Raw genomic sequence first — 14,933 nt, 5'->3', positions numbered from 1 at the left:
CGCGCGGCGGCGCGAGGCGGTAGTCAGAAGTACTTCAGCCAAGGCAAGTCCCGCCGCGTCGCCTTCAGCGCCGCGAACCAGCGTACCGCCGGCCACAGCAGCAGCGCCAGCACTGCTGCCGCCAGCCACAGCTGCCAGATATGGTCCAGGCCGAACACGCGGCCCTGGTTCAGGCCCCAGCGGTACACGCAAAGCTGGTACAGGCCCTGCAGCACATACAGGTGCAGCAGGTAGAAGAACATCGGCACCGCGCCGAACACGGCCAGGCAACGCGCCGCCCGGCCGCCCTGCACTCGCTCCAGCCACAGCAGCAACAGGCAGCCGGTGCCCAGCGTCAGCAGCAGGAACAACAGCGACGGCGGGTACTTGGTCACGTTGAGGAAGCTCATCGCGGTATGCAGGGCATCCGCGCCGGGCATCCATTGCTGTTCCTGGCCGTAGCCGTTGAGCGCGCGCAGCCACGCAAACCCAGCCAGCCCCGCCAGGCCGCAGGCGGCCAGCCTCAGCCGGCGCGCGCGGGCGGGCATGGCCGCGGCAAACCACGGCCCCGCCGCATAGCCCAGCGCGATCACGCCGATCCAGGGCAGCACCGGGTATGAGGTGCGCACGCGCAGGCCATCGGCCACCTCGATCCAGTTGCGGTCGTGCAGGATCGCCCAGGGCACGTGCCAGGCACTGTCAGCCGCGAAATGCAGCGGATCCAGCAGGTTGTGTCCCGCCACCAGGGCAACGCCTATTGCGACCAGCGCCGCGCGCGGCAGCCATACCAGCGCCGCCAGCGCCATCATGCTCAGGCCGATGGCCCAGATCACCTGCAGGTAGATCACCTGCGGCGGCAGGCGCCAGGTCCACGCAAAGCCCACCAGGGTCAGCTCCAGCAACACCAGGAACAAGCCGCGCCTGAGCAGGAAGCCGCTGACCGCGCGCCGGTCGTGCCCGGCGTTGCCGTAGAGCCAGGCCGAGACGCCAGCCAGCGCGATGAACACCGGCGCGCACAGGTGGGCCAGCAGGCGCGAAAAGAACAGCGCCGGCGAGGTGGCGGCGACATCCATCGGATCGGCGACCGGCACGTGCAGGAAGAACATGTCGCGCACATGGTCCAGCAGCATGATCAGCATCACCAGCCCGCGCAACGCATCGATGGACAGCAACCGGTGGGTCGGGCCGGGGGCAATTCGCGCCAGGGCTGACGGCATCATCGTTTCCCGCTTAGTAGCTCAGCTGCACGCCCAGCCGCACGCTGCGGCCGGCGCCCGGCGCGACCCACAGGCTGCTGTACGAGCTGGCGTAATAGGTCTTGTCGAACAGGTTGCCGACGTTGAGCGACACGCGCACGTTCCGGTTGTATTGCCAGTAGCCGTGCAGGTCCACCAGCACGTAGGCGGGCAAGGAGAAACTGTCCTGCACGTCGCCCGGGCGCCGTCCGACATAGCGCAGGCCGGCGCCGGCGCCATAGCGCTGCCCCACCGGCGCCGCGTCTTCATACATCGCCAGCAGGCTGGCGCTGGTGCGCGGCACGTTGGACAACGGCGTGCCGGGAGCCAGGCGGGTGTCCTGCGTGATCTCGGCATCAGTCAGCGCGAGGCTGCCCGAGACGCGCCAGTGCGTGCCGAGCTGCCCGGCCACGTCGAGCTCCACGCCGCGGCTGCGGGCCTCACCGGCGGCGAGATAGAACGACGGATCGGCCGGGTCGGCGGCCAGCACATTGCGCTTGCGGATCTCGAACACCGCCAGCGTGGCGCCGGTGCGGCGGTCGTCGCTATCGAACTTGATGCCGGCCTCGAGCGCGCGGCCACGCTCGGGATCGAACGGCTGGCCGGCGGCGTCGGTGCCGGCATTGGGTCGGAACGACTGGCTGGCATTGGCGAACAGCGACAGGTTGTTGCTGGCCAGGTAGCTCACGCCCACGCGCGGCGACACCGCGTTGTGGTGCTGCGTGGTGCGGGTGCCGCGCAGATGGTCGTCGAGCGACTGGCTGAAGCTGTCGAAGCGCACGCCGGCCAGCACGCGCCAGCGCTCGCCCAGGCTCAGCTGGTCCTGGGCGTACGCGCCGACATTGTGCTGGCGCTCGTAGGTGTCCATGTTCCACGCCAGCGGCGGCGCCGGCTGGCCATAGACCGGGTCGTAGATGTCGATCGCGTAGGGTGCCGCAGCGCTGGGGTTCCTGCGCAGGATCGCCATGGTGTTGCCGAAGCGGTAGGCGTCCACGCCCAGCAGCAGTTCATGCCCGACCGGGCCGGAGCTGAACTTGCCGGTCACGCTGGCCTGCAGCGAGATATCGTCGGACTGGAAGTCGCGGTAGCGGTGCTGGCGCCAAAGCGTGCGGCCATCGGCGGCGAGCGCGGCCGCCTCGCTCGAATATCCTGCCAGCGCGCCGCCGCGGTATGACAGGCCGAGCCTGCCCTTCCACTGCGGCGAGAACTGGTGCTCCACGCTGAGCTGGTGCGACTGGCTGTCCAGGCGCAGGCTGCCGTCGCCGGGCTCGCCCAGGAAGCGCGAGCGCGGGATGCGGCCCAGTTCGCCGTTGACGGCGACCACGCCGCGGTCCATCGGCGTGGTGTAGCGCTGGAATTCCGCCGCGTACTGCAGGATGGTGTCGTTGCCGAGCATCCACGTGATCGATGGCGCGACCAGGTAGCGCTGGCTGTGGATGAAGTCACGCGTGCTGCCCTGGTGGTCGGCCACCGCGATCAGCCGGCCGGCGATGTCCTCCCCCAGCGGGCCAGTGACGTCGACGGTGGCGCGGTAGCCGTCGCGCGTGCCCAGCTCGAAGCCGTAGCGCTGCGCGGACCGGAACTGCGGCTGGCGCGTGACCACGTTGAAGGTGCCGCCGGGCTCGCTGCTGCCGTACAGCGATGAGGTCGGGCCCTTGAGCACCTCGACGCGGTCGATGGTGGCCGCGTCCATCGGTGCGGTATAGCCGCGGTTGGCGGCGAAGCCGTTGACGAGGTAGCCGGCGCCGGTGTTCTCGTTGCCGGTGAAGCCGCGCATGGCAAAGTTGTCCCACAGCCCGCCGAAGTTGTTCTGGCGCGCGACGCCGCTGACGTAATCGAAGGTCTGGTCGAAGCGGGTCGCGGCCAGGTCGTCGAGCATGGCACGCGGCACCACGCGCACCGACTGCGGGATCTCGCGCAGCGGCGTGTCGGTGCGGGTCGCGCCCGAGGCGTCGGGCGGGTTGTATGATGCGGTGGCCGTGCCGGTCACCGAAACGGCTGGCAGCGTAATATCGGGAGCCTGCGCGGGTTCCGCCGCGTCGGCCAGGCCGGACATCGCCAGCATCAGCGCGGCCATGGGTCGCAGGGCTGGCACAGGGCGAAATACAGCAAGCAGGAAGGAAGGCGACACCGATTGACGGGCACGGCTGGGCTGCGCAAGCAGCATAAGGAACACCCCGAAAAAACGAGTCGCCGCGGCGGCCATCCGACTGGCAAACCGCGGCGACTCACTAATGATAATAGATTCTCACTAAGATTCTAGGCATGGAACGCATGACCCGTCAACGTGGCGCCGTGATCGACGCGCTGCGCGAAGCCGGCCGGCCGCTGAGCCCGGCCGAGATCCTGGCCGCGGCCCAGCGCCAGGTGCCGTCCCTGGGCCTGGCCACGGTCTATCGCAATCTCCGTGCCCTGCTCGACGATGCGCAGGTGCATGCGGTGGAATTGCCCGGCCAGGCGGACCGTTATGAGTTGGCGGAGGAACCTGGCGCGGTGACGCATCGCCACTATTTCCAGTGCCTGACCTGCGACCGCGTGTTCCCGCTGGAAGGATGCCCCGGCCACCTGGAAGAGATCACGCCGCCCGGCTTCGTGGTAGAGCACCACGAACTGACGCTGCTGGGGCGCTGCCCGGATTGCGCCGGCAAGCCCGGCAAGCGGCGCAAGGCCGTGGCGCGCCAGCACTGAGCCGCAGCCCGGCCCTCACCGCGGCCGCACGCGGCGCAACTGTACTGAGCCGCCTGCGCGCGCCTGTATATGGCGCCCGCGCCGCGCTTGCCGCATGATGCGGCAGCATTCGCACCGGCCCAACCTCGATACAGGACCCCGACCTTGCAGCACGCCACCGCCCACCGCCGCTCGACCCTGATTGCCGTACTGGCCCTGACCGGCTCGATGGCCTCGCTGTGCATCGGCACCCCGTTTGCCAAGAGCCTGTTCTCGGCGCTGGGCGCGCAGGGCACCACGGCGCTGCGGGTCAGCTTTTCCGCGCTGATCCTGCTGTGCGTCTGGCGCCCGTGGCGCATGCCGCTGACGCGCGCCAACGCGCGCGCGATCGCGTTGTACGGTGCGGCGCTGGGCGCCACCAACCTGCTGTTCTACATGTCGCTGCGCACCATTCCGCTGGGGCTGGCGATCGCGATCGAGTTCACCGGGCCGCTGGCGGTGGCGGTGCTGTCGTCGCGGCGCGCGATCGATTTCCTGTGGATTGCCTTTGCCGTGACCGGGCTGCTGCTGTTGCTGCCGGTCGGCGATGCCGCCGGCACGCTGGATCCGGTCGGTATCGGCTATGCGCTCGCCGCGGGCGTGGGCTGGGCGCTGTATATCGTGTTCGGGCAGATGGCGGGCAACGCCCACGGCGGGCAGGCGACCTCGCTGGGGCTGACCATGGCGGCGCTGGTGGTACTGCCGTTCGGCCTCGCGCATGCCGGCACGGCGATGTTCAGTCCGACGCTGCTGCTGTTCGGGCTGGCGGTCGGCATCCTGTCGAGCGCGATCCCGTATTCGCTGGAGATGGTCGCACTCAAGCGCCTGCACCGGCGTACCTTCGGCATCCTGCTGAGCATGGAGCCGGCCATGGGCGCGCTGGCCGGGCTGGTGTTCCTGCATGAGCAGCTGAGCACGGTGCAGTGGCTGGCGATCGCCAGCATCATCACGGCCTCGGTCGGCTGCACCATGACCGCGCGCGGCAAGCGCGAAGCCTGAGGCAAAAGGGTTGCGGCGGCTCAGCGCGCGCTGAACCAGTCCGCCGGCAGCCGTTGCGCGCTGCGCGCCGGCTGGACTAGCGCCAGCGAGACTTCATGCAGGAAGCTGTCCTGCGGATTGCGGCGGCTGGCAAAGCCCAGCCCTTGCAGGATCGCGAGCATGCGCCGGTTCTCGCTGAGCACGTCGCCGCGCAGGCCCTGCAGCCCGGCCGCGCGCGCCAGCTCGCACAGCCTGGCGATCAGGCGCCGACCCAGCCCCTGCCCCTGCCAGGCGTCGGCCACCACCACCGCGAATTCGGCAACCTGGCCAGACACGACATATTCGGCGCTGGCGACAATGGTCTGGCTGCCGTCCTCTCCAGGAGCGACCACCACCAGCGCCACGCCGCTGTCCCCGGGCGCGGCCAGGCCGGCGACGATTTCGTCCACCACGCGCCCACCGGTCAGGAAGCGGAAGTAGCGGCTCTCCCGCGACAGCGCGTCCACCATCGCCCGCAGTGCCGCGCCATCCTGAACCCGGGTGCGGCGCAGCGTCATCTGCGTGCCTCGTCCCGCCGTCCAGCTTTCCGTCACGCCGCCGCGCGCCAAGCCCTGGAGATCCATGCTGCCACCCTCTGGATTCATAATTTGTAGCCAGAGTATAGGAGATAACCTGACTTTTGCAAATGAAGTCAGCGTGCTATGCTTCACGGCATCATGACCACCACTGCGTCCGATCTCCGTCATTGCTCGATCGCCTCCACGCTGTCGCTGATCGGCGAAAAGTGGACGATTCTTATCCTGCGCGACGTCTTCCACGGGGTGACGCGCTTTGACGACTTTCTGCGACGGCTGGAATGCTCGCCGGCAGTACTGTCGGCGCGGCTCAAGACCCTGACCGATGCCGGCCTGCTGCGCAAGGTCGGCTACCGCGAACCCGGCGAACGCGAGCGCTTCGAGTACCGCCCCACCCGCGCCGCGGTCGAGCTGCTGCCGGTGCTGGTCGGCCTGATGCAATGGGGCGACTGCCACATGGCGCCCGACGGCGGCCCGGTCGAAATCCGCTCGCGCGCCAATGGCAAGCTGGTGCGAGCGGCGCTGGTCGACGAAGACGGCGCCGAGGTGTCGCCACGCGACATGCAGATCATCCCGGTGCAAAAGCTCGCCGGCGGCTGACGCCACGGTCTTCCTTGCCGCGGGTGCCGCACCGCACCAGCGCAGTCCACCGCACTGCACCATGAGCGTGCCGCGCGCTCCCAGCCCGCCCCACCACAGCGCATGCACCCCGCCTGCGCCCCCGTCGCCCCGCCTTTAGCCTCCATTGCCCGTCACATAACGGGCTGGCACACCCCTTGCGTAACAGGGTCCGGGCCCGTCAACGGCGACCGGCCCGCCCCCACATACACAGTCCCTATCCCATGTAGCGGCTGTCAGGACAACGGCGTCCCCTGAACCGGCTTCACGGCCGGTTTGCGGGACGCCATTTGTTTTTGGAGCAAGTGACGATGACCGGCAAAGCCACCCGCATCGAGCTGCTGAGCTTGAGCACCCCGCAGATGCGCGCCTTCCACCTGACCTGGATGGCGTTCTTCGTGTGTTTCTTCGCGTGGTTTGCCTGCGCGCCGCTGATGCCGGTGCTCAAGGGCGAGTTCGGCCTGAGTGCCGGCCAGATCGCCAACATCAATATCGCCGCGGTGGCGGTGACGATCCTGGTGCGCCTGGTGATCGGCCCGATGTGCGACCGCTTCGGCCCGCGCAAGACCTATACCGGGCTGCTGGCGCTGGGCGCACTGCCGGTGCTGGGCGTGGCGCTGGCGCAGAACTACGAAACCTTCCTGGTGTTCCGGCTGCTGATCGGCGCGGTCGGCGCCAGCTTTGTGATCACGCAGTACCACACCTCGGTGATGTTCGCGCCCAACGTGGTCGGCACCGCCAACGCGGCCTCGGCCGGCTGGGGCAATGCCGGCGGCGGCGCCGCGCAGGCGCTGATGCCGCTGGTGCTGGCCGCGGTGCTGATGATGGGCGCGGACCACGCTTTCGGCTGGCGCATCGCGCTGCTGGTGCCGGGCGTGCTGATGCTGGTGATGGCGGTGGTCTATTACCGCTTCACCCAGGATTGCCCGGAAGGCAACTACTCGGACCTGCGCGCGCGCGGCATCGGGATCAGCGGCAAGGATGGTGGCAAGGGTGGCGGTGGCTGGGCCAGCTTCCGCGCCGCCAGCGCCAACTACCGCGTGTGGCTGCTGTTCATCACTTACGGCGCCTGCTTCGGCGTGGAAATCTTCATCCACAACATCGCCGCGATGTACTACGTCGACCAGTTTGGCCTGAGCCTGAAGGCCGCGGGCATGGCCGCCGCCAGCTTCGGCCTGCTCGCGCTGTTCGCCCGCGCGCTGGGCGGCTGGCTGTCGGACAAGGCGGCGCGCCGGCGCGGCCTGGATGCGCGCGCCACGCTGCTGTTCGCGCTGATCCTGGGCGAAGGCCTGGGCCTACTGTGGTTCGCGCAGGCCGGCAACGTCGCCATGGCGGTGGTGGCGATGCTGCTGTTCGGCCTGTTCACGCACATGGCCTGCGGCGCCACTTATGCGCTGGTGCCCTTCATCGACCGCAAGGCACTGGGCGGCGTGGCCGGGATCATCGGTGCGGGCGGCAACGTCGGCGCGGTGGCCGCGGGCTTCCTGCTCAAGGGCCTGGGCAACGTGCAGCAGACCCTGACGGTGCTGGGCGTGCTGGCCACCATCGCCGCGCTGTGCGCGATTGCCATCCGCTTCAGCGCCGAGCACAAGGCGCGCGAGCAGGCGCTGTACGACAGCGCGCTGGCCAACTGAATTCCATCTCGCCCCACAGCACGACAAGCACCACAAGCAGCAAAGACTGACTACCGGACAAGGAAAGCATCATGAAACTGATCATCGTCGGCCACGGCATGGTAGGTCACAAGTTCCTGGAATCGCTGGCGGAAGCCGGCGCGGACAACCTGGAAGTGACCGTGCTGTGCGAAGAACCGCGTCCCGCCTACGATCGCGTGCACCTGTCCGAGTTCTTCGCCGGCAAGTCGGCGGAGGACCTGTCGCTGGTGCCGGCGGGCTTCTTCGAGCAGCACGACAACATGCTGCTGCGCCTGAACGCGCGTGCCGTCGAGATCGACCGCGTCGCGCGCTCGGTCAAGGTCTCTACCGGCGAGACCCTGTCTTATGACAAGCTGATCCTTGCCACCGGTTCTTACCCGTTCGTGCCGCCGGTGCCGGGCAAGGATCGCAAGGACTGCTTCGTCTATCGCACCATCGAAGACCTGGAGGCGATGCAGGAATGCGGCGCGCGCTCGAAGAGCGGCGTAGTGGTCGGCGGCGGCCTGCTCGGGCTGGAATGCGCCAAGGCGCTGCGCGACATGGGGCTGGTCACGCACGTGGTGGAGTTCGCGCCGCGCCTGATGGCGGTGCAGGTCGACGAAGGCGGCGGCCGCATGCTGCGCCAGAAGATCGCTGGCCTGGGCGTGACCGCGCACACCGGCAAGAACACCGTCGAGATCGTCGACGGCGAGGACGGCACCCATCGCATGGTGTTCGCCGACGGCACCCACCTCGACACCGACATGATCGTGTTCTCCGCCGGCATCCGCCCGCGCGACGAACTGGCGCGCGCGTGCGGCCTGGAAGTCGGTGCGCGCGGCGGCATCGTGGTAGACAACAACTGCCGCACTTCGGATCCGGACATCTACGCGATCGGCGAATGCGCGCTGTGGGACGGCAAGATCTACGGCCTGGTGGCCCCGGGCTACGACATGGCCCGCGTGGCCGCGCGCCACCTGCGCGGCGAGGCGGCCGAGTTCGGCGGCGCCGACATGAGCACCAAGCTCAAGCTGATGGGCGTGGACGTGGCCAGCATCGGCGACCCGCACGGCACCGTGCCGGGCGCGCGCATCTACCAGTTCAGCGACGACCGCAAGGAGGTCTACAAGAAGCTGGTGGTGTCCGACTGCGGCAAGTACCTGCTGGGTGGCGTGCTGATCGGCGACGCCAGCGAGTACGGCACGCTGCTGCAGATGATGCTGAACAAGATCGAGCTGCCCGAGTCGCCCGAGTTCCTGATCCTGCCGGACAGCAGCGGCAAGGCCAGGCCGGCGCTGGGTGCCGACGCGCTGCCCGACACCGCGCAGATCTGCTCGTGCAACAACGTCTCGAAGGGCGAGATCTGCGCGGCCGTCTGCGACGGCTCGACCAGCATCGGCGCACTCAAGAGCTGTACCAAGGCCGGCACCGCCTGCGGCGGCTGCGTGCCGCTGGTGACGCAGATCATGAAGGCCGAGATGAAGAAGCAAGGGATGGCGGTCAACAACCATCTCTGCGAGCACTTCCCGTTCTCGCGCCAGGAGCTCTACCACCTGGTGCGCGTAGGCAAGTTCAAGACCTTCGACGCGCTTCTGGAAGCGCACGGCAGCGGCATGGGTTGCGACATCTGCAAGCCCACCGTGGGCAGCATCCTGGCCTCGTGCTGGAACGAGTTCGTGCTGAAGGAAGAGCACGCCAGCCTGCAGGACTCCAACGACTACTACCTGGCCAACATCCAGAAGGACGGCACCTACTCGGTGGTGCCGCGCATGCCGGGCGGCGAGGTTACGCCCGAAGGCCTGATCGCCGTCGGCCAGGTCGCGAAGAAGTATGGCCTCTACACCAAGATCACCGGCGGCCAGCGCGTGGACCTGTTCGGTGCGCGTGCCGAGGAACTGCCCTATATCTGGGAAGAGCTGATCGCGGCGGGCTTTGAATCGGGGCATGCCTACGGCAAGGCGCTGCGCACGGTGAAGTCGTGCGTGGGTTCGACCTGGTGCCGCTATGGCGTGGGCGATTCGGTCGGCCTCGCGATCGAACTGGAAAACCGCTACAAGGGCCTGCGCGCGCCGCACAAGATCAAGTTCGGCGTGTCCGGCTGCACCCGCGAATGCGCCGAGGCGCAGGGCAAGGATGTCGGCGTGATCGCCACCGACAAGGGCTGGAACCTGTACGTCTGCGGCAACGGCGGCATGAAGCCGCGTCATGCCGAACTGCTGGCGAGCGACCTCGACCACGACACGCTGGTGCGCTACATCGACCGCTTCCTGATGTTCTACGTGCGCACCGCCGACCGGCTGCAGCGCACCAGCGTCTGGCGCGACAACCTCGAAGGCGGCCTGGACTACCTGAAGGCCGTGGTGCTCGACGACAAGCTGGCCATCGCCGCCGAGCTGGAAGCCGAGATGCAGCACGTGGTCGACACCTATGAAGACGAGTGGAAGAAGGCCGTGAGCGACCCCGAGACGCGCAAGCGCTTTCGCCATTTCGTCAACAGCGACCGCCGCGACGACAACTTGATCTTTATCGAAGAGCGCGGGCAGATCCGGCCGGCCACGCCGGAGGAACGGAACTTGCAGCGCTCCCGGCTGAGCCACATTCCCGTGGTATCCATGCCCGCGAAAGCCGCCTGACCGTGCCCGCAAACAAGGAGAACGTGATGAGCCATCCCCACCATCCCGAAACCTGGACCGCCGTCTGCACCGTACGCGATATCGTGCCCAATACTGGTGTGTGCGCCCTGGTAGGCGACCGGCAGGTCGCGGTCTTCCGCATCGGCCGCGGCGACGAAGTCTACGCCATCGACAACTTCGATCCCAACGCGCAGGCCGCGGTGCTGTCGCGCGGGCTGGTCGGCAACCTGGGCGAGCGCCTGGTGGTGGCCTCGCCGATCTACAAGCACCACTTCGACCTGCGCACCGGCGAATGCCTGGAGGCGCCCGATCAGTCGGTCAACGCCTACGCCGCGCGCGTCTATGACGGCAAGGTGTGGATCGCCGCCGGCGTGGAAGTGCGGGAGGCCGAGGAAGAACTCGCCGCCTGACTCTGCCTCCCTGCCCCAGATCGATGCTGCCCCTGCCCACCTGCCCTGCCAACGGAGATGCCGGCATGACGCCTTCCGCCAACCCTCAAGCCCGGCCGCGCCTGGTCGTCGTCGGCAACGGCATGGCCGGCATGCGCACCGTCGAGGAACTGCTGCGCCTGGCGCCGGATCTGTACGACATCACGGTGTTCGGCGCCGAGCCGCACGGCAACTACAACCGCATCCTGCTGTCGCCCGTGCTGGCCGGCGAAAAGACGGTGGCGGACATCATGCTGAACACGCGCGAGTGGTACGAAGAGAACGGCATCGAGCTGCTCGCCGGCGATCCCGTGGTCTCGATCGACCGGCCGCGCCGCGTGGTGCGTTCCGCCTCGGGACGCGAGGTGCGCTATGACCGCCTGCTGCTGGCCACCGGCTCGAAGCCGTTCATCATTCCGGTGCCGGGCCACCAGCTCGACGGCGTGATCGCGTTTCGCGACATCCAGGACGTCGAGACCATGCTGCAGGCCGCGCGCAACCATCGCCACGCGGTGGTGATCGGCGGCGGCCTGCTGGGACTGGAGGCGGCCAACGGCTTGCTGCGCCAGGGCATGGACGTGACCGTGGTGCACCTGGCCGACTGCCTGATGGAGCGCCAGCTCGACAAGCCCGCCGCCACGCTGCTCAAGGGCGCGCTGGAACGCAAAGGCCTGCGCTTCCTGCTGAGCGCGCAAACCGCAGAGATCCTCGGCAGCGAACGCGTCACCGGGGTGCGCTTCAAGGACGGCAGCGAGATCCCTGCCGACCTGGTGGTGATGACCGCCGGCGTGCGCCCCAATATCGAACTGGCCGCCGGCGCCGGGCTGCACTGCGAGCGCGCCATCGTCGTCGACGACACGCTGCAGACCTACGATCCGCGCATCTATGCCGTCGGCGAGTGCGTGCAGCATCGTCAGGCCACCTTCGGGCTGGTCGCGCCGATCTGGGACCAGGCGCGCGTCTGTGCCGCACACCTGGCCGGTGCCGGCCATCGCCGCTACGTGCAGCAGGCCACCGCCACCAAGCTGAAAGTGACCGGTGTCGACCTGTACTCCGCCGGCGACTTCATCGGCGGCGAAGGCAGCGAAGACCTGGTGCTGCGGGACGCGCGCCGCGGCGTCTACAAGCGCCTGGTGCTGCAGGACGGGCGCCTGGTCGGCGCGGTGCTGTACGGCGACGTGCAGGACGGCGCCTGGTACTTCGAGCTGATCCAGCAACGCACGCCGGTGGCGGCGCTGCGCCAGCGCCTGCTGTTCGGCAAGGCGCAGTGCGAAGCGCTGGCTGCCTAGCGTCACCCAAGCATATAACGCCCCCGCACGGAGAACGCGTGAACCTGTCCGACATCCCGGTTGTATCCGCAACCCTGACCACTACCACCGCCACCACGTGCCCGTACTGCGGCGTCGGCTGCGGCGTGCGTGCCTCGGTGCGCGCCGACGGCCAGGTCGAGATCGCGGGCGACGCGCAGCATCCGTCCAACCAGGGCCGGCTCTGCGTCAAGGGCTCGGCGCTGGGCGAAACGGTCGACCTGGAGGGCCGCCTGCTCCATCCCAAGCTGCGCGATGCCGAGGGCCGCTTGCAGCAGGTGTCATGGGACCGTGCGCTCGACACCGTGGCGCAGGGCTTCACCGACATCATCCGCCGCCATGGCCCGGATTCGGTCGCGCTCTACGTCTCGGGCCAGCTGCTGACCGAGGACTACTACGTCGCCAACAAGCTGATGAAGGGCTTTATCGGCAGCGCCAATATCGACACCAACTCGCGCTTGTGCATGTCGTCGGCCGTCGCCGGCCACAAGCGCGCGTTCGGCGAAGACCTGGTGCCGGGCAACTACGAAGACCTGGAACTGGCCGACCTGGTGGTGCTGGTGGGCTCCAACACCGCGTGGTGCCATCCGATCCTGTTCCAGCGTCTGTCCCGCGCCAAGGAAGCGCGCCCTGAGATGAAGATCGTGGCGATCGACCCGCGCCGCACCGCCACCTGCGAACTGGCCGACCTGCACCTGGCGATCCGGCCGGGCACCGACGTGTGGCTGTTCAACGGGCTGCTGAGTTACCTGGCGCGTGAAGGACATGCCAACGCCGCCTTCGTCGCCGCCAGCACCGCGGGGCTGGATGAAGCCCTGCAGGCCGCTGACGCCGCCTGCGCCGATCCGGCTGCCGTGGCCCGCGCCTGCAAGTTGAATCTGCAGGACGTGCTGGACTTCTACGCATTGTTCGCGCAGACCGGAAAGACCGTGACCGCCTTCTCGCAGGGCGTCAACCAGTCGTCGGCCGGCACCGACAAGGTCAACAGCATCATCAATTGCCACCTGCTCACCGGCCGGATCGGCCAGCCGGGCATGGGCCCGTTCTCGCTGACCGGCCAGCCCAACGCGATGGGCGGGCGCGAGGTCGGCGGCCTGGCCAACATGCTGGCCGCGCATATGGAGCTGGCCAACCCGCTGCATCGCGACGTGGTGCAGGGCTTCTGGCAATCGCCGGCGATCGCCGACCGCCCTGGCCTGAAGGCGGTGGAGCTGTTCGAGGCCATCGAAGCCGGCCGCGTCAAGGCGGTCTGGGTGATCGCCACCAACCCGGTGGTGAGCCTGCCCGACGCCGACCAGGTGCGCCGCGCGCTGGCCAGGTGCGAACTGGTGGTCAGCAGCGACATCATCGAGCGCACCGACACCAACGCCGCCGCGCATGTGCTGCTGCCCGCGCTGGGCTGGGGCGAGAAGGACGGCACCGTCACCAACTCGGAGCGGCGCATTTCGCGCCAGCGCGCCTTCCTGCCGGCGCCGGGCGAAGCGCGCGCCGACTGGGACATCCTGTGCGAAGTGGCACGCCGCATGGGCTTCAGCGGCTTCGACTATGCCGGGCCGCACCAGATCTTCGACGAACACGCGCGCCTGAGTGCATGGCGCAATGATGACGCGCCGCGCGCGTTCGATATCGGCGGGCTGGCCGGCCTGGATCCCGTGCGCTATGACGCGCTGGAACCGGTGCAGTGGCCCGTGCCCGCGCAAGGCGCGCAAGATGCGCGGCGCTTGTTCGGCGATGGCCGCTACGCCCACACCGACGGCCGCGCCCGCTTTGTCGCCACGCCGCCGCGCGCGCCGGCCCATGCGCCCGACGACGACTTCCCGCTGATCCTGAACACCGGCCGCGTGCGCGACCAGTGGCACACCATGACGCGCACCGGCAAGTCGGCCAAGCTCGCCGACCACCTGCCCGAGCCCTTTGTCGACATGCACCCGCAGGACGCGCTGTTGTGCGGCGTGGGCGAAGGCAAGCTCGCGCGCGTCAGCACCCGCTGGGGCGCGATGGTCGCTCGCGTGCGGCATGGCGGCGGCATTCCGCGCGGCAGCGTGTTCGTGCCGATCCACTGGAACGGACAGTTCAGTTCCGACGCGCGCGTCGGCGCGCTGGTCAATCCGGTGGTCGATCCCGTTTCCGGCGAGCCCGAGTTCAAGCACACGCCGGTGCGGATCGAGCCGTTCGGCGTGCACTGGCATGGCTTCATGCTGAGCCGCCGCGCGCTGCCGGCCGAAGCGCTGACCTACTGGACGCGCGTGCAGGGCCGCCAGTTCCAGCGCTATGAATTTGCCGGCCGCGACACCGTCGCCGACCGCACCGCCTGGGCCCGCGCGCTGCTCGGCGTGACCGATCCGGACGCCGACTGGCTGGAATACGAGGACCGCGCCGCGGGCGTGTACCACGCGGGCCACGTGGTCGACGACCGGCTCGAGGCCTGCGTCTATGTGTCGACGCGCCCTGAGCTGCCGTCGCGCGCCTGGCTTGCCGGCCTGTTCGGTCGCGAGCGCCTGGAAGACGCCGACCGCATCGGGCTGCTGCTTGGGCAGCCGATGGAGAAAGGCGCCGACACCGGCCCGACGGTGTGCTCCTGCTTCGGCGTGGGGCGCAATACCATCTGCGATGCCGTGCGCAAGCATGACCTGAAGACGCCTGCGGAGATCACGGCCTGCGTCAAGGCCGGCGGCAACTGCGGCTCATGCGTGCCGGAACTGAAAAAACTGCTGGTAGAGGTGCGCGTGGCCGAAGCGGCCTGAGCTTTTGCCAGGCTGATCTTTCGCCATGCATTAGGCATCCTTCACGAGAACCAGATTGCTGTCGCCGCGGCTTGCCGCCATGCTAGCCGCGCAACC

General features: G+C 68.6%; 11 protein-coding genes. 8 read left to right on the top strand and 3 right to left on the bottom strand.

What is annotated here, in order from left to right; translation table 11 throughout:
- Window positions 1–23 precede the first annotated feature (23 nt).
- Together ACEI37_RS09435 and ACEI37_RS09430 are read right to left on the bottom strand one after the other, a co-directional pair.
- Entirely contained in the window at window positions 24–1,199 is a 1,176-nt protein-coding gene (locus tag ACEI37_RS09435) for a DUF1624 domain-containing protein (RefSeq protein WP_373376463.1), read from the bottom strand.
- 10 nt (window positions 1,200–1,209) lie between these two features.
- A complete protein-coding gene (locus tag ACEI37_RS09430) occupies window positions 1,210–3,381 on the bottom strand; it encodes a TonB-dependent siderophore receptor (RefSeq protein ID WP_373376462.1) in 2,172 nt (723 codons plus the stop codon).
- A gap of 98 nt (window positions 3,382–3,479) precedes the next feature.
- On the opposite strand from ACEI37_RS09430, the gene ACEI37_RS09425 reads away from it, so the two are divergent.
- Window positions 3,480–3,902, top strand: coding sequence for a Fur family transcriptional regulator (locus ACEI37_RS09425; RefSeq protein ID WP_373376461.1), 423 nt, complete (start codon window positions 3,480–3,482; stop codon window positions 3,900–3,902).
- Between the two features lie 207 nt (window positions 3,903–4,109).
- Window positions 4,110–4,919 (top strand): EamA family transporter, encoded by an 810-nt coding sequence (locus ACEI37_RS09420; protein ID WP_373377743.1) that lies wholly within the window; start codon window positions 4,110–4,112, stop codon window positions 4,917–4,919.
- A 20-nt stretch (window positions 4,920–4,939) separates the two neighbouring features.
- Here ACEI37_RS09420 and ACEI37_RS09415 read toward each other — a convergent pair whose 3' ends face one another.
- Complete coding sequence (locus ACEI37_RS09415) at window positions 4,940–5,521, bottom strand: N-acetyltransferase family protein (protein WP_373376460.1); 582 nt, start codon at window positions 5,519–5,521, stop codon at window positions 4,940–4,942.
- Between the two features lie 78 nt (window positions 5,522–5,599).
- Here ACEI37_RS09415 and ACEI37_RS09410 point away from each other — a divergent pair, with 78 nt between their 5' ends.
- The 6 genes from ACEI37_RS09410 (at window position 5,600) to ACEI37_RS09385 (ending at window position 14,837) form a co-directional block, all read left to right on the top strand.
- Entirely contained in the window at window positions 5,600–6,073 is a 474-nt protein-coding gene (locus tag ACEI37_RS09410; RefSeq protein WP_373376459.1) for a winged helix-turn-helix transcriptional regulator, read from the top strand.
- A 329-nt stretch (window positions 6,074–6,402) separates the two neighbouring features.
- Complete coding sequence (locus ACEI37_RS09405) at window positions 6,403–7,725, top strand: MFS transporter (RefSeq protein ID WP_373376458.1); 1,323 nt, start codon at window positions 6,403–6,405, stop codon at window positions 7,723–7,725.
- A gap of 71 nt (window positions 7,726–7,796) precedes the next feature.
- Window positions 7,797–10,358 (top strand): nitrite reductase large subunit NirB, encoded by a 2,562-nt coding sequence (gene nirB / locus ACEI37_RS09400; RefSeq protein ID WP_373376457.1) that lies wholly within the window; start codon window positions 7,797–7,799, stop codon window positions 10,356–10,358.
- Window positions 10,359–10,384: 26 nt separating this feature from the next.
- Window positions 10,385–10,768, top strand: coding sequence for a nitrite reductase small subunit NirD (gene nirD, locus ACEI37_RS09395; RefSeq protein WP_373376456.1), 384 nt, complete (start codon window positions 10,385–10,387; stop codon window positions 10,766–10,768).
- A gap of 65 nt (window positions 10,769–10,833) precedes the next feature.
- Window positions 10,834–12,075: an NAD(P)/FAD-dependent oxidoreductase gene (locus ACEI37_RS09390; protein ID WP_373376455.1), complete on the top strand. Its 1,242-nt coding sequence runs from the start codon at window positions 10,834–10,836 to the stop codon at window positions 12,073–12,075.
- A gap of 38 nt (window positions 12,076–12,113) precedes the next feature.
- On the top strand, window positions 12,114–14,837 hold the full coding sequence (locus ACEI37_RS09385) for a molybdopterin-dependent oxidoreductase (protein ID WP_373376454.1): 2,724 nt from the start codon (window positions 12,114–12,116) through the stop codon (window positions 14,835–14,837).
- The last annotated feature ends 96 nt before the right edge of the window (window positions 14,838–14,933 follow it).

The sequence above is a fragment of the Cupriavidus nantongensis genome (assembly GCF_041726985.1).
Lineage (GTDB): Bacteria > Pseudomonadota > Gammaproteobacteria > Burkholderiales > Burkholderiaceae > Cupriavidus > Cupriavidus nantongensis_A.
This window is presented reverse-complemented; position numbering and strand designations above follow the sequence as displayed.

Excerpts from the sequence above, each read along its gene's own strand:
- ACEI37_RS09415 (WP_373376460.1), bottom strand. The coding sequence starts at position 5,521 with ATGGATCTCCAGGGCTTGGCGCGCGGCGGCGTGACGGAAAGCTGGACG.
- ACEI37_RS09410 (WP_373376459.1), top strand. The coding sequence starts at position 5,600 with ATGCTTCACGGCATCATGACCACCACTGCGTCCGATCTCCGTCATTGC.
- ACEI37_RS09425 (WP_373376461.1), top strand. The coding sequence starts at position 3,480 with ATGGAACGCATGACCCGTCAACGTGGCGCCGTGATCGACGCGCTGCGC.
- ACEI37_RS09420 (WP_373377743.1), top strand. The coding sequence starts at position 4,110 with ATGGCCTCGCTGTGCATCGGCACCCCGTTTGCCAAGAGCCTGTTCTCG.
- ACEI37_RS09435 (WP_373376463.1), bottom strand. The coding sequence starts at position 1,199 with ATGATGCCGTCAGCCCTGGCGCGAATTGCCCCCGGCCCGACCCACCGG.
- ACEI37_RS09405 (WP_373376458.1), top strand. The coding sequence starts at position 6,403 with ATGACCGGCAAAGCCACCCGCATCGAGCTGCTGAGCTTGAGCACCCCG.
- ACEI37_RS09430 (WP_373376462.1), bottom strand. The coding sequence starts at position 3,381 with ATGCTGCTTGCGCAGCCCAGCCGTGCCCGTCAATCGGTGTCGCCTTCC.
- ACEI37_RS09390 (WP_373376455.1), top strand. The coding sequence starts at position 10,834 with ATGACGCCTTCCGCCAACCCTCAAGCCCGGCCGCGCCTGGTCGTCGTC.
- nirD (WP_373376456.1), top strand. The coding sequence starts at position 10,385 with ATGAGCCATCCCCACCATCCCGAAACCTGGACCGCCGTCTGCACCGTA.
- nirB (WP_373376457.1), top strand. The coding sequence starts at position 7,797 with ATGAAACTGATCATCGTCGGCCACGGCATGGTAGGTCACAAGTTCCTG.